At 68.2% G+C, this 12,694-nt stretch carries 12 protein-coding genes and 4 tRNA genes; 9 read left to right on the top strand and 7 right to left on the bottom strand.

Features of this window, described 5'->3' with window-relative positions:
- Positions 1-113: 113 nt before the first annotated feature.
- Both QC765_RS10775 and QC765_RS10770 read right to left on the bottom strand, forming a co-directional pair.
- A complete protein-coding gene (locus tag QC765_RS10775; RefSeq protein ID WP_278314430.1) occupies positions 114-665 on the bottom strand; it encodes a bacterial proteasome activator family protein in 552 nt (183 codons plus the stop codon).
- Positions 666-719: 54 nt separating this feature from the next.
- Positions 720-1,718 (bottom strand): NAD(P)H-quinone oxidoreductase, encoded by a 999-nt coding sequence (locus QC765_RS10770; protein ID WP_278314429.1) that lies wholly within the window; start codon positions 1,716-1,718, stop codon positions 720-722.
- Between the two features lie 132 nt (positions 1,719-1,850).
- On the opposite strand from QC765_RS10770, the gene QC765_RS10765 reads away from it, so the two are divergent.
- Together QC765_RS10765 and QC765_RS10760 are read left to right on the top strand one after the other, a co-directional pair.
- Positions 1,851-2,339, top strand: a complete 489-nt coding sequence (locus tag QC765_RS10765; RefSeq protein ID WP_278314428.1) for a MarR family winged helix-turn-helix transcriptional regulator — start codon at positions 1,851-1,853, stop codon at positions 2,337-2,339.
- A gap of 42 nt (positions 2,340-2,381) precedes the next feature.
- Positions 2,382-2,467: transfer RNA gene (locus QC765_RS10760), tRNA-Ser, on the top strand.
- 264 nt (positions 2,468-2,731) lie between these two features.
- Here QC765_RS10760 and QC765_RS10755 read toward each other — a convergent pair.
- Together QC765_RS10755 and hisC are read right to left on the bottom strand one after the other, a co-directional pair.
- Positions 2,732-4,378, bottom strand: a complete 1,647-nt coding sequence (locus QC765_RS10755) for a bifunctional metallophosphatase/5'-nucleotidase (protein WP_278314427.1) — start codon at positions 4,376-4,378, stop codon at positions 2,732-2,734.
- Between the two features lie 163 nt (positions 4,379-4,541).
- Positions 4,542-5,660: a histidinol-phosphate transaminase gene (gene hisC, locus QC765_RS10750; RefSeq protein ID WP_278314426.1), complete on the bottom strand. Its 1,119-nt coding sequence runs from the start codon at positions 5,658-5,660 to the stop codon at positions 4,542-4,544.
- Between the two features lie 62 nt (positions 5,661-5,722).
- On the opposite strand from hisC, the gene QC765_RS10745 reads away from it, so the two are divergent.
- The 4 genes from QC765_RS10745 to QC765_RS10730 all read left to right on the top strand — a co-directional run bounded on the left by QC765_RS10745 (position 5,723) and on the right by QC765_RS10730 (position 7,516).
- The gene (locus QC765_RS10745; RefSeq protein ID WP_278314425.1) at positions 5,723-6,466 is read left to right on the top strand and encodes a dienelactone hydrolase family protein; all 744 of its coding nucleotides are present in this window, start codon (positions 5,723-5,725) and stop codon (positions 6,464-6,466) included.
- Between the two features lie 83 nt (positions 6,467-6,549).
- Positions 6,550-6,641, top strand: a tRNA-Ser gene (locus QC765_RS10740).
- Between the two features lie 32 nt (positions 6,642-6,673).
- A tRNA-Arg gene (locus QC765_RS10735) sits at positions 6,674-6,746 on the top strand.
- A 182-nt stretch (positions 6,747-6,928) separates the two neighbouring features.
- A complete protein-coding gene (locus QC765_RS10730) occupies positions 6,929-7,516 on the top strand; it encodes a putative glycolipid-binding domain-containing protein (RefSeq protein ID WP_278314424.1) in 588 nt (195 codons plus the stop codon).
- 7 nt (positions 7,517-7,523) lie between these two features.
- Here the strand turns inward: QC765_RS10730 and QC765_RS10725 are convergent, their stop codons facing one another.
- Complete coding sequence (locus QC765_RS10725) at positions 7,524-8,933, bottom strand: amidase (protein WP_278314422.1); 1,410 nt, start codon at positions 8,931-8,933, stop codon at positions 7,524-7,526.
- On the bottom strand, positions 8,930-9,907 hold the full coding sequence (locus QC765_RS10720) for a prephenate dehydrogenase (RefSeq protein WP_373876737.1): 978 nt from the start codon (positions 9,905-9,907) through the stop codon (positions 8,930-8,932). The genes QC765_RS10725 and QC765_RS10720 overlap by 4 nt, the downstream gene beginning before the upstream one ends.
- 93 nt (positions 9,908-10,000) lie before the next feature.
- Between QC765_RS10720 and QC765_RS10715 the strand changes: the two genes are divergently transcribed.
- The 3 genes from QC765_RS10715 (at position 10,001) to QC765_RS10705 (ending at position 11,177) form a co-directional block, all read left to right on the top strand.
- Complete coding sequence (locus QC765_RS10715) at positions 10,001-10,531, top strand: tRNA adenosine deaminase-associated protein (protein ID WP_278314420.1); 531 nt, start codon at positions 10,001-10,003, stop codon at positions 10,529-10,531.
- A gap of 23 nt (positions 10,532-10,554) precedes the next feature.
- Entirely contained in the window at positions 10,555-11,013 is a 459-nt protein-coding gene (locus QC765_RS10710) for a nucleoside deaminase (protein ID WP_278314419.1), read from the top strand.
- 76 nt (positions 11,014-11,089) lie between these two features.
- Positions 11,090-11,177: transfer RNA gene (locus tag QC765_RS10705), tRNA-Ser, on the top strand.
- Positions 11,178-11,370: 193 nt separating this feature from the next.
- Here the strand turns inward: QC765_RS10705 and QC765_RS10700 are convergent.
- Positions 11,371-12,684 (bottom strand): sensor histidine kinase, encoded by a 1,314-nt coding sequence (locus tag QC765_RS10700; RefSeq protein ID WP_278314418.1) that lies wholly within the window; start codon positions 12,682-12,684, stop codon positions 11,371-11,373.
- Positions 12,685-12,694 lie beyond the last annotated feature (10 nt).

Here is a 12,694-nt window from a genome sequence, read left to right as displayed (position 1 = left end):
CCGCGTGCATCTCGCAAAATCTGCGCGTCAATGTCACGCGACACGCTGCGACACGCGCCCGCGGACGTGACATTGACTAGCAAATTTCCGCCAGAGCTGGGTACGACGCTCGCCTACAGGTATTGGCCCGTGCCGTGGCCGTTCTGATGCGCCTCGCCCGCCTCAGGCACGCGCGGATCGGTCTCCTGCAGCCCGCCCAGGCTCATACCCGGCGGCAGCGCTCCCTGGCGCATCTGCTCGAGCTGCGCCCGCGCCGCCATCTGCTGAGCGAACAATGCTGTCTGGATCCCGTGGAATACCCCCTCGAGCCAGCCCACGAGCTGCGCCTGCGCGATGCGCAGCTCCGCGTCCGAGGGCACCACATCCTCGTTGAACGGCAGCGTCAAGCGGTCTAGCTCCTCGCGCAGCTCGGGCGCGAGACCATCCTGCAGCTCACGGATCGATGAGTCATGGACCTCGCGCAGCCTCGACCTGCTCGCCTCGTCCAGCGGTGCCGAGCGAACTTCCTCGAGGAGCTGCTTGATCATCGTTCCGATGCGCATGACCTTGGCGGGCTGCTCCACGAGGTCCGTCAAGGGTGTCTCGCGCGGCCCGGGATCGGTGTGGTCGTCGCTCGTGCCGAGCACCTCGATGCCGTCATGGTCCGTAACCGTCATGCATACCATGATGCGGTCGCGGCCCCGCCCGCGCTAATCGGCCAGCAATAGTCGGCCAGCGTGTCAGCTCACGCGCAGCAGCACCTTGCCCGCGACGTTCCCGGAATCGAGCAGCTCGTGCGCCTTGGCCGCGTCGGTGACCGGCAGCTCGTCATGGATCACTGGGCGCACCAGCCCGGCCTCGATCATCGGCCACACGCAGCGAACGGTCTCCCGGATGATCTGCTCCTTGCTCGACTCGCCCATCACCGGGCGGCCCCGCAAGTTCGTTGCCGTCAGCGTGGCCCGCTTCGCCAGCAGCTTCGCTAGGTCGATCTCCGCGCGGCGGCCGCCCTGCAGGCCGATGATGACGATCTTCCCGTCCATGCCCAGCGCATCGATATTCCGGTCCAGATACTTCGCGCCCATGATGTCGAGGATGATATCCGCGCCCGGGTGGGAGAATTCCTTTGTGTAATAGGCCATCTCGGCGACGAAATCGTCTTCCTTGTAATTGATGACGTAGCGGGCACCGAGCTCGCGGCACAGTGCAAGCTTCTCCGCGGAACCGGCCGTCACCGCGACCCGCACGTTCATCGTGCGCGCCACCTGGATCGCATGCGTGCCGATGCCACTCGCCCCGCCATGGATGAGCAGCGTCTGGCCCCGGTGCATGCCGGCGCGCATCCCGAGGTTCGACCACACCGTGCACGCAGCCTCCGGCAAGCTCGCCGCCGAGTACAGGTCCACGCCCTTGGGCACGCGCATCAGCTGGGCCTCGGGAACGGCCACGAACTCCGCGTAGCCGCCGCCGGAGAGCAGCGCGCACACATCATCGCCGACACGCCAGCCCTGCACGCCCTCGCCAAGCTCCACGATCGTGCCCGAGCACTCGAGGCCGAGGATCGGGCTTGCTCCCTCGGGCGGCGGATAATGCCCCGCGCGCTGCAACAGATCAGCCCGGTTCACCGCTGTCGCCGCGACCCGCAGCAGCACTTCGCCACGCTCCGGGCGCGCATCGGGCACGCGCGCCCACTGCAAGACATCTGGACCGCCGGGCCGGGACATAGTGATCGCACGCATGATCATGAGGGTAGTCGCCCGGCAGGCGCGACGGCGCGTCCTTCACCGGTAAGCCATTACGCGGGTCCCTATGCGGTATGACTATTCTCTTACGTGTCACGCAGGACGAATCAATGAGAGGACGCGGGATCCATGGGGGACAGTGACAATAGTGGCTTCGAATGGCTCAATGCCAACGAGCAACGAGCCTGGCGCGCCTTCATAGACGGCAGCCAGCGCCTCATCGGCCTCCTCAACCGTGACCTCGCCACCAGTGATTCCCTCTCCATCGCTGACTACCGCATCCTCGTGCTGCTTTCCGAATCACCGAACGGCGCGCTCCGCATGAGCGAGATCGCCGACGGCATTGTCGCCTCCCGCAGCAAGCTCACCCACCAGGCGCGTCGCATGGAATCGGTCGGCCTCATCCGGCGCGAGGCCTGCTCCGAGGACGGGCGCGGAGTGTGCGCCTACATCACCGATGCGGGCCGCCAGGCACTCAAGAAAGCGGCCCGCAACCACGTCGCGAGCGTGCGCTCCTACTTCATCGACCTCCTCGACGACACCGAGCTCGACTCGCTCGCCCACATCTTCGAGAAGATCGACAACCACGTCATTGCCAAGCAACACGGCGACGACTGAACGATTCGCCCCCGCTCCCACCAGTTCGATAGGATCGCCTACGGAAGCGTGGCAGAGCGGCCGAATGCACTCGCCTTGAAAGCGAGCGTCGTTAACAGCGACCGGGGGTTCAAATCCCTCCGCTTCCGCTCCATGCCCTGACCTGTTGATGCAGGTCAGGGCATTTTGGTTGGCGGGGGAGTGTGGCGGCGGCTGGCGGAGTAGTTTCGCCCCCGGGGTACATTCCCGCCACCCTTCGCGGCTGTCTGCCACCGTTCGCGCGGAGCTGCCACCGATATTTCCGTGGTCGCAATCGCTAGAGGTGGCGGGAACCAGCTATGGGTGGCACGAGTGGCTGGGGTGGCACGGGAAGAGCGCCCGCCACGCGAGGCACCCGAGCCCGCACGCACCGCCTACCCCGTCCGAGTGATGCGGTCTCGCTCGTCGACGGGCGCGGGGGTGTGGGCGGCGATGTAGGTGCGCAGAGCGCTGGCGCCGCGGATGGTGGTCTCGGTGGTGACGTCGTCGAGGGCGGTGAAGCCGCTGCCTGGGCTGGTGAGCGCGGGGTCGATGACGATTCGGTATTCCAGTCCGGGTTGCACCGACTCCGCGTTGATGGTGATGGCGCTGACCCGCGAGCCGATCGGGGCGGCCTCGTCGATGGTGTAGGCGAGCGCGGCCGAGGGCTGGAGCAGCGTGGCGCGGTCGTCCTGGAACTGCTGCTCGAGCAGTCGCGCGAGGGTGTCGCCGGAGATGTCGATGGTGGCGAGCGGGGTGTTGTCCACGGCGGCGAAGATATCTCCGTGGGTGACGGTCTCGCTGAGGTCCTGGCGCAGGAAGTCGGGGTGGATCAGCGCGGCTACGGCCGGGGAGTCGTTGGTGCGCCCGTTGTGGGAGTAGATCGCAGCATCGGCGATGAGCCTTCCGAGGGGGCTCTCGGTTGCTGCGGAGACTGGCTTGGGAGCTTGCTGGGTGAGTGTCCCCACGGGCGTGCGCGCTGCCTCGCCGATCGTGGACTCAACAGCATCGAGCGTCGCGGTGACCTCGTCGGCAGCATCGATATCGCGGGTGACGATCTGGTTGAACACGCTCACCCGGTCGCGCTGCACATCGCCGGTCGCGGCGTCGATCACGAGGTCTGCAACGGCGATGGTGCGGCCGTGCGATCCCGCGGCGAGCAGCGGGCGGTCGTTCCCGGCCGGGTCCCGCACGAGGCATGTGTAGGGGCGCGCGCCGCTGGTCATGACGAGGTCGATCTGGGGTGGCGCCGTGGCGGCTAGGTCATGCGCCGCGGTGTTGCCGGCGCCGCAGTCGCTGGGGCCGCCGGGTGCCTCGGGGAGGTCGGGGCTGTTGACGAGCAGGATCATCGCGGCGACATCGAGCCCCTCGAGTGCTTCGGTGGCGTTGGTGATGGTCTCGCGCTCGGAAGCGAGCGTGTATCCCGGTCCCGCATCATCGTGGATGGTCGCGCCAATGATGCCGACGGGGGTGCCGTCGACGTGGCGGATGGTGAACGGTGCCGTCAACGGGGTGTGGGTGGGCCCGTAGATGTTCGAGCTGACCATGGGAAACGATGCGCCATCGAAGGTTGTTTGCTCATCGCACTCGTCATCGAGGTGGCAGCCACCGTCCGCCTTGCGCAGCAGCTCGGGAACACCCTCAGCGAGCTCGGTGGCGCCGATCGCCGAGGCATCGAGGCCCCAGGAGTCAAGCATTTCGATGACGGGCTCGTGTCGGAGCACCGCGGTGCGGCTTGGTTCGTCCGGCGCGGCGACGTTATTGCCCGCGGAGAGGAACAGGGAGCGGCCCGCCTGGCGGCGCAACTGGTCGAGGTAGGTGCCGAGGTGCGCGGCGCCGCCCGCGTCGATGCGGGAACCGTCGGATTGCAGGACCGTCCCGGCCTCGCCGCCGAGCGGTTCGAGGGCGCTGCGCAGGTCACCGATCGAGAGGATGCGAACCTCGACGTCATCGGGGTGGCCAGCGATGGCGGCGGGCGCGGCGAGCATCGGCAACGCTAGCGCGGTCATCGCTAGGGCGGCTGCATGACGGAGCACGCTCATTCCATGCCTCCTCGACCAGCCCTCTAGTTCGGTGCGCTTGCGGGTTTCACTGCAACCAGTGTGGAGGCTGCCGCCAGATCGGGGGGCAACCATCGCGTCACGGTTGCATCACTATCCGGCACAGCATCGCGGCGAGAACGCCCCTCGCCGACAGCCGCGCGAGCTACGCCAGCCGGGTTGCCGCGTCGCTGAGCGCGAAATCGAGGAACTGGTCGTTCTCGTACGCATCGCCGATAGTGACCCGGACGCCCTCCCCGGCGAACGGACGCACCAGCACCCCGGCCTCGGCGCAGCGCGTCGAGAACTCGGTCGTGTTGACGCCGAGATCCAGCCAGACGAAGTTCGCATGGGTCTCGGGCACGGTGTAGCCAGCCGTGAGCAAGGTATCGCGCACCCTCCCGCGCTCGGCCACCACGACCTCGGTGCGCTCGAGCAACTCGGCCTCGACGTCGAGGGAGGCCAGCGCTGCTGCTTGCGCCAGGCTGTTCACGCTGAACGGGATGTAGACCTTGCTGACCGTGGCGATCACCTCGGGGGAGCCGACCGCGTACCCGATGCGCAGGCCCGCGAGCCCGTACGCCTTGGAGAACGTGCGCAGCACCAGCACGTTCGCGCGGCTTCGGCCCAGCGCGACCCCATCTGGCAGGTCCCCCTCGCCGAAGTCCTCGGCGCGCAGGTACTCGACGTATGCCTCATCGAGCACCACGAGCACATTGCGCGGAACGGCGTCGAGGAAGCGCTCGAGCTCGCTCCGTCCCATCGCGGTGCCGGTGGGATTGTTCGGATTGCACACCATCACGAGCCTCGTGCGATCCGTGATCGCGGCCAGCATCGCATCAAGATCATGCGTATGCCCAGCATCGAGGGGCACGCGGACCGGGACTGCCCCCGCGACTAGCGCGACCAGCGGGTACGCCTCGAACGAGCGCCAGGCGAACAGGACCTCATCGCCCGGCGAGCATGTGGCGAGGACGAGCTGCTGGCACAGGCTCACCGACCCGCATCCCACGGCGACCTGCTCGACCCCCACCCCGAGGCGGGCGGCCAGCGCTTCCCGGACGGCCATCGCGCCATTATCCGGATACCGATTGACCCCCTGCGCGGCGGCCGCGATCGCCCCCACCACGCTGGGCAGCGGACCCGGCGAGGTCTCGTTGCTCGCCAGCTTCAGCGCTCCCGGCCACGACTTTCCCGGCACATACATCGGCAGCGTCCCGAGGTCAGGGCGCAGCTGGACGTGGGCGAAGGGGTCGTTGGCAGGATCTACGGGCGAAGTGGTCACCTGCGCGAGAATAGTCGTTCCAGGCCTCGAAAATCAGGACGAGGAGTGGGAGAGTAGAACCTATGTCGGGAATTCACACGTCACGAGCCCGGCAGGAGTACGCGGCCCTGCCGGATGCATCCACCCATGTGCCGCTCACCGTCATCGCGCCCGAGTCGCAACCGCGTGGCGGAATCGTCTTCCTCCACGAGATGCGTGATTTCCACGAGCCCTTGCTGCAGCTGATGCACGAGCTCGCTGACGAGGGCTGGCTCATCGCGGCCCCGCACCTGTTCCATCGCCAGCCCGAGGACCAAATCGATCCTGTCTTCGGCGCGGAGCTGTTCGACGACGCAGATGCCGCCCGCGACTGGTTGGTCGACCACGAGGTCAATGCGGACAGCGTCGGGATCATCGGCTTCGACAGCGCGGGCACCGCCGCCGCGATAGTCGCCACCCAGCGCCCCTATGGCGCGGCGATCAGCGTCGCGCCGCATGGCATCGAGCGCGCGCTCGCGCCGGAAGCCACGCCCTTGCTCGAGACGGTGCATTCCCTGCGCACGCCGTGGCTCGGCATCTTCGGCGAGGACGATCCGAAGACACCGCCGGACTCGGTGAACGCGTTGCGCAACGCGGCCCTGCGCGCTCCCGTCGCGACGCTCCTCGTCAGCTATCCAGGCCTCGCCCATCGGCCCGACGATGGTTTTGGCACCTGGTCCTGGCACGACGTCGACGATGTGCCCGACGCGGAGCCCGCGGATACCGAGACCGCCGTCACCGCTGCCAAGCAGCACATGTTCGAGTGGTTCGACAGCTATCTCCGCTGACGTCGCCACGCCGCCTGCCTGTGGTTTTGCAAAACTACTGCAGACGTGTGTAGTCTTGCCGATGCCCGACGCAAAGGGTCCAGGGAGGCGTGCCAGAGCGGCCGAATGGGGCTCACTGCTAATGAGTTGTTCCCCCCAAAGGGAACCGGAGGTTCAAATCCTCTCGCCTCCGCCACCGGGGTTCCGGTAGTACAAGAAAATAAGCTCGCGCTCGTAGCTCAACGGATAGAGCATCTGACTACGGATCAGAAGGTTAGGGGTTCGAATCCCTTCGAGCGCACGTCTTGGTTGAGACAGCAATCGCCCCCGCACTCGTGCGGGGGCGATTGGGTTTCTACGGCCAGTTTGTGGCCGCGCCGCCCTCGGCTTTGTGGCCGCTCCGCCCTCGGCGAGGCTCGCGGCCACGCGGTGAATCCCCACGTTCCGTTGCGCGAGGCCCCGGTGCTTCATACGGTAGGAGGCGTGACAAACCCCGTATCGGAGCCGACTTCGTGGCCTGCCGTCCTGACGTGGAAGTCCACCTCGGCTCCGCGGATGGAATCCACCCGCATCCAGCTCTCGGGCAGGCGCGTCAAGGCGTCGGGCCGACTCATTGGTGGTACCTGCGAGGATCACGAGAGCTTCAGCGCTTCCTACGACCTCGTGACCGACGATGCTGGCATCACGCGACGCTTGTCGCTGCGTACCACGACGGCCAGGGGCGAGCGCGTGCTGTCGGTGTCGCGGGATCGGGAGGGCCACTGGACCGTGCACGAGGGCACTACCTCGAATCGTTCACGGTTCGGGGGCGCGCTCGATGTGGATGTGATCCTGAGCCCGTTCTTCAACGCACTGCCCATCCGGCGCCTAGGCATGCAGCATGAGGCGGGTGATGAGCAGGTCTCGGTGGTGTATGTGTCGCTCCCGGACCTGACCGTCCGGGAGGAATCCCTCACCTACAGCGCCGGACCAGAAGGCATCCACGTCATTTCGCCGGTCGCGAGCGCCACTGTGACTGTTGATGGGGACGGCTTCGTGATCGACTACCCCGGGCTCGGGGAGCGGATCTAGCTGCTGCTCACGCCTGCTCGCCGAGTGCCTGCGTGCCGATCGTGAGCGGCGCGCGCGCGGCAGTGCGGGGGAGCGCCGCGAGCTGCACGCCCACGGGGAGGCCGCCACTCTCTCGGCCATCGTGTCCGGGGCCATCGTGCGCGGGCCCGGGCATCGCGGCGACGGAGTAGCCAAGCACGCTGAACGGTATGCACAGCCGCAGGATCTCCGGGCGGACCGGCACCGTCGACCCATCGACGTCCAGATCCTCGACGCCGATCAGGGGAGCGCGGAACGGCACCGTGGCGGCGAGCAGCAGATCGATGCCCTCGGATCGCATGCGCTCGTCGATCCGCAGGCGCAGTTCCCGCAGTCGACGCATCGCCTGGATGTACTGGCTGGCTGTCCGGCCGCGCTGGGCGCGCAAGCGTTCCCGCGTCAAGGGCTGGAAACGGTCAGGAACCGACTCGAGGTCCCGCTCGTGCGTGGCCAGGGCCTGAGCGCCCGTGATGATGCCATATAGCTCCACGAGCTCGTCCGCCTCGCCCAGCTGCACATCCACCACATCATGGCCCGCGCTCGCGAGCTGCTCGGCGGTGGCGTCCACGGCAGCCTGTACCCGCTCGTCATGCACCTGCCAGCCCGGTCCCGCGAGACGGCCGATCCGGTAGCCAGCGACCCGTTCCCCAGCTGGCCCGTCATCGAGCCCCGCACGATCAAGACCGAGCGCGTCCCAGGCCAGCAGCGCGTCGGCGCCCGTCCGCGTGAAGAACCCCACATGGTCGAACGACTCGGCCAGCGGAAACACCCCATCGAGGGGCAGCGCGCCGTAGGACGGCTTCACGCCCACCACGCCGCACAAGGCGGCCGGGGCGCGCACGCTGCACCCAGTGTCCGTGCCGATAGCCAGCGCAACCACACCCTTGGCGACCAGCGCTGCCGATCCCGAGGAGGAGCCACCCGTGATGCGCCTGGCATCCCACGGGTTGGCGGCCGCACCATCCGCGCTCACCGCGCTCGTGGGCCCGTAGGCGAACTCATGCATGTGCGTCTTGGCGACGATGATCGCACCCGCTTCGCGCAGCATCCGCACGATCGCGGCATCCGCGGATGCGGGCTCCACGAACTCGCGCACCAGGCTGCCGCACCGAGTGGGAACGCCCGCCACGTCGATGAGGTCCTTCACCACCACCGCCACCCCGTGCAAGGGGCCCGTGGCCGCACCGCTGGCGCGCTGCTCATCGAGCACCCGTGCTTGCTCGAGCGCCTGCGCGGCGAGCCGATCGTGGAAGTCCCACCCCACCACAAGGTTCTCCCAGGGCGAGCCACGCAACGCCTCGATGCGGCCCAGCACCTCGGTGACATGCTCCACGGCAGTGATCCGCCCGCCGCGCAGCTCGTCCACCAGGCTCGATAGGGTCATTGCCCGTGGGGTCATCGCGCCTCCTCCTCGGGTAGTGCCACTAGTACCGCGCCCGCGCGCCCTGCCTCGCGCAGCGCATCCAGCCAGCCGGGCTCGCCGGGAACGATGCCGTCGATCACCTTCCGGCTCGAGCCACGATTCTCGTATCCCTGGCGCGCCGCGAAGCCCGCCGACGTGAGCACGGAAGTCGAGGAACGCTCAACGAGTGACTTCCTAGCCTCGTGCAGGGTGTCGAGCACCTCATCGAGCACCGGTAGCAACGCATCCGCGTTCGCCTCGCACATCGCATCCACCAGCGCGGGCGCCGTTCCGGCCACCCGGGTGCCATCGCGGAACGATCCGGCGGCCAGCGCCATCGCCAGATCTCCTCCCCGTGCCCCCGCGATCGCCAGCGACTCCGCTAGCACATGAGGCAGGTGCGAGATCCGTGCCGCAGCATCGTCGTGCTCCACCGACTCAGCGGGAACCACCACCGAACCGCAATCCAGAGCCAGCGCGGCCACCTGACGCCACACCGCGGGATCGCGGCCCTCGTCCACGCCCACCACCCAGGTGGCGCCCCGGAACAAGGCCGCATCCCCGGCCGTCCAGCCGGACTGCGCCGTGCCCGCCATTGGGTGCCCGCCCACGTACCGGGCATCGAGTCCATGCTCCCGCACCGCCGCGGCCACTGGGCCCTTCACGCTCACCACGTCGGTGACCGGGCATCCGGGCGCGAGCCGGGCGATCTCGCCCAGCACCGCACCGACCGCCGGCATCGGTACCGCCACCACGATCAGCGACTCCTCCCGCGCGGCACGCTCGAGCACCTCGCCGAGGTCGCTGCTCGCATCAAAGCCATCGGCGCGGGCAGCCTCCACCGCCGCAGCAGACCGGTTATAGCCGAACGCTTTCCGGCCGGCCACGTGCGCCGCACGCACTACCGAACCGCCGATCAATCCCAGGCCAAGGACACAAACAGACTCAGGCACACCACCAGGTTCGCACACCACCGCTGGCGTGTCGTGCCCCGACACCACCCCGCCACCTGCGATTTCCCAGTCGGAGTTCCCACACGTGCCTAGCCGCGCTAACCTCACGGCATGGCAGCACAGCGCGCTCGCACACAAAGCGACGACGATTACGAGGTAGACGGCTTCGCGGTAGGAGTCGTCCGAGAGGACGGCCGATGGCGCTGCGTCGCGCTCTCGCAGTCCGTGCTGACCAGCCTCGAGGACGCCGAGACCGAGCTCCGGGAGCTGCGCAGCTCGGGCGCCACCATCGGACTGCTCGATGTCGACGACGAGTTCTTCATCGTCATCCGGCCATCCCCGGCCGGGACTCGCCTCTTGCTCTCCGATGCCACCGCCGCCGTTGACTATGACATCGCCGCCGAGGCCCTCGACGAGCTCAACGTCGACATCCCCGACATCGACCCCGACGAGCTCGACGAGGTAGACCCCTGGGAGGAAGGCGATCTCGCCATCCTTACCGACCTCGGCCTGCCCGAATCAGTCATGAGCGTCATCCTCGCCGAGGACGATCTCTATCCGGATGAGCAGCTCCAGATGATCGCCGAGCGGCTTGGCTTCGAGCGCGAGTTCGTCACGATCATCGACTCGCTGCAGAACTAGCCAACCAGGTTGGCATCGCATCCATGACGCTCGCTGAGGACGAGGCCATGATCGCCGCTGCCATCGATGCGGCGGCGCTCTCCGGCCCCGACGATGTACCCGTGGGAGCGGTGATCCTCGCGCGCGACGGCACCGTGCTTGCTCGCGCGGGCAACCAGCGCGAGGCCACCGGTGACCCCACTGCCCATGCCGAGATCCTCGCGCTGCGAGCCGCGACGCATGCGATGGGGGATGGCTGGCGGCTCGAGGAGACCACGCTTGCCGTGACGCTCGAGCCCTGCACCATGTGCGCGGGCGCCCTTGTCCTTGCCCGGGTCGGACGCATCGTGTTCGGGGCCTGGGAACCCCGCACCGGCGCGGTCGGCTCGCTCTGGGACGTCGTGCGGGACCGCCGGCTCCTGCACCGGCCCGAGGTGCGGGGCGGCGTCCTCGCCGATCCCTGCGCCCGGCTGCTCACCGACTTCTTCGAAGCGCGCCGCTGAGCTGGGGTTGTCCGGCCGAAAAACGCGTTGACCAGGCGATTCGGCGCGAAACTCAACCTCGGGTACAGTTGTGCGCGGTGGCGTGTCCGAGCGGCCGAAGGTGCAGCACTCGAAATGCTGTGACGGGTAACCCCCGTCCGAGGGTTCAAATCCCTCCGCCACCGCTCTTGACCTCCCGCCTGCTTGCGCAGGTGGGAGGTCTTTTTTGTGCCTGGTTCCCTGGGGTCTGCGGCGGGCTGGTGCCCCGGAGTTGTAAATCTGCTAGCTAATGTCACGCTCCTGCGCGCGTGTCGCGGCGTGTCGCGTGACATTGACCAGCAGATCCTCCCGCAGCCAGCCAGCCAGCCAGCCAGCCAGCTACTCGCCCAAGGGCGCCGAGAGCTCGACGATGGTGCCGTCGCCCGGGCTCGAGTCGATGCTGGCGGTGCCGCCGATGTCGTGCATGTTGGCCTCGATGGCGTGGGTGATGCCATAGCCGCGCGGTGTGGTGGCGGGGTCGAAGCCGCGGCCGCGGTCGACGATGCGGACGGTGAGGCTGGTGTCGTCGGCGAAGGCGGTGAGCCAGGCCTCGGTGGTGCCGGAGTGCTTGAGGACGTTGTTGAGCGCTTCGCGCACGGCTTCGGAGAGGGTGTCGCACCGGTTTCCGGGGATGCGTTCAGGGAGGCTGTGCTGCTTGACGTGGACCTCGAGGCCGAGTGCTTCGACGTCGGCGAGCGTGGCGGACATGACGTTCTGGAGCCGGGATTCGGTGGCGATGTTGGTCTCGGGGTCGTTGGTGATCAGCGCGCGCAGGTAGGCGGCCTCGGCGGCGCAGCGGCGCTGGACCTCGGTGGTCTTGTGGTCGAGCCCGCCGCGGGCGATGGCGGTGAGGGTGGTCAGGACTGTGTTGTGGAGGTGCCGGTACTGGGTCTGGCGCTCGGTGGCGCGGGCGGAGCTGGCGGCGCGCTGGGTCTCGGCGCGGAGCTGCTCGGACTGGATCTTCTCGAGGATGCGGCCTTGCCCGCTGAGGTAGCGGCGGACGAAGTGGGCGGCGACGGCGTACCAGAGGCAACCGTTGAGCACGGAGAGCGTGGGCTGGGCGAGCAGGTCGAGCTGGTTGTCGTGCAGGTATGCGGCGGCGAGGAGGGCGGCGGCGATGATGGCGAGGCAGGTGGCGGCGAGCCACGGCCGGAACGCGGCCGCGGTCAGGGCAGCAGCGGCGAGCGCGAGCTGCACGGGCCAGTTGCTGTCGGAGAACACGTCGGCGCCGGTGACGTTGCGACTGCTGATGAAGAGCAGCGCGACGACGAGCGCGAGGTCGGTCCAGATGGTCCATCGCGGGAACCAGCCGCGGCGGCGCGCGATGAGCAGCAGCGCGACGTTCCAGCTGCCCGCGAGGGCGAGGAGAGCAGCATTGAGCGTGGCGCTCTGGTAGGTGATCGGCGGCGCCGTGGCGGCGGCGGCGATAGCGGGCAGCAGGTAGCTGGCACGCTGGATGAAGAGCAGCGCGAGGATGAAGCGGAGCGCCCGGTCGGTGCTGGAGCGGGTGGCGAGGTACTGGGGGTCGTTCCAGCTGAGGACGTTGCCGAATAGCACGTGCCAGGCTGCGCGCAACCGGGCCGTGAAGGGTGCGGTGAGCACGGCCGCGTCCGGGGATTCTGGTGCTGGCGGCGCTGTCTCGGCGGACTGCATGGCCCCTATT

It is taken from the genome of Hoyosella levis (assembly GCF_026008515.1).
Classification (GTDB): Bacteria; Actinomycetota; Actinomycetes; order Mycobacteriales; family Mycobacteriaceae; genus Lolliginicoccus; species Lolliginicoccus levis.
This window is presented reverse-complemented; position numbering and strand designations above follow the sequence as displayed.

Coding starts and splice junctions, on each gene's coding strand:
- QC765_RS10745 (WP_278314425.1), top strand. CDS start 5,723: ATGTCGGGAATTCACACGTCACGAGCCCGGCAGGAGTACGCGGCCCTG.
- QC765_RS10775 (WP_278314430.1), bottom strand. CDS start 665: ATGGTATGCATGACGGTTACGGACCATGACGGCATCGAGGTGCTCGGC.
- QC765_RS10700 (WP_278314418.1), bottom strand. CDS start 12,684: ATGCAGTCCGCCGAGACAGCGCCGCCAGCACCAGAATCCCCGGACGCG.
- QC765_RS10715 (WP_278314420.1), top strand. CDS start 10,001: ATGGCAGCACAGCGCGCTCGCACACAAAGCGACGACGATTACGAGGTA.
- QC765_RS10725 (WP_278314422.1), bottom strand. CDS start 8,933: ATGACCCCACGGGCAATGACCCTATCGAGCCTGGTGGACGAGCTGCGC.
- QC765_RS10755 (WP_278314427.1), bottom strand. CDS start 4,378: ATGAGCGTGCTCCGTCATGCAGCCGCCCTAGCGATGACCGCGCTAGCG.
- QC765_RS10770 (WP_278314429.1), bottom strand. CDS start 1,718: ATGCGTGCGATCACTATGTCCCGGCCCGGCGGTCCAGATGTCTTGCAG.
- QC765_RS10710 (WP_278314419.1), top strand. CDS start 10,555: ATGACGCTCGCTGAGGACGAGGCCATGATCGCCGCTGCCATCGATGCG.
- QC765_RS10765 (WP_278314428.1), top strand. CDS start 1,851: ATGGGGGACAGTGACAATAGTGGCTTCGAATGGCTCAATGCCAACGAG.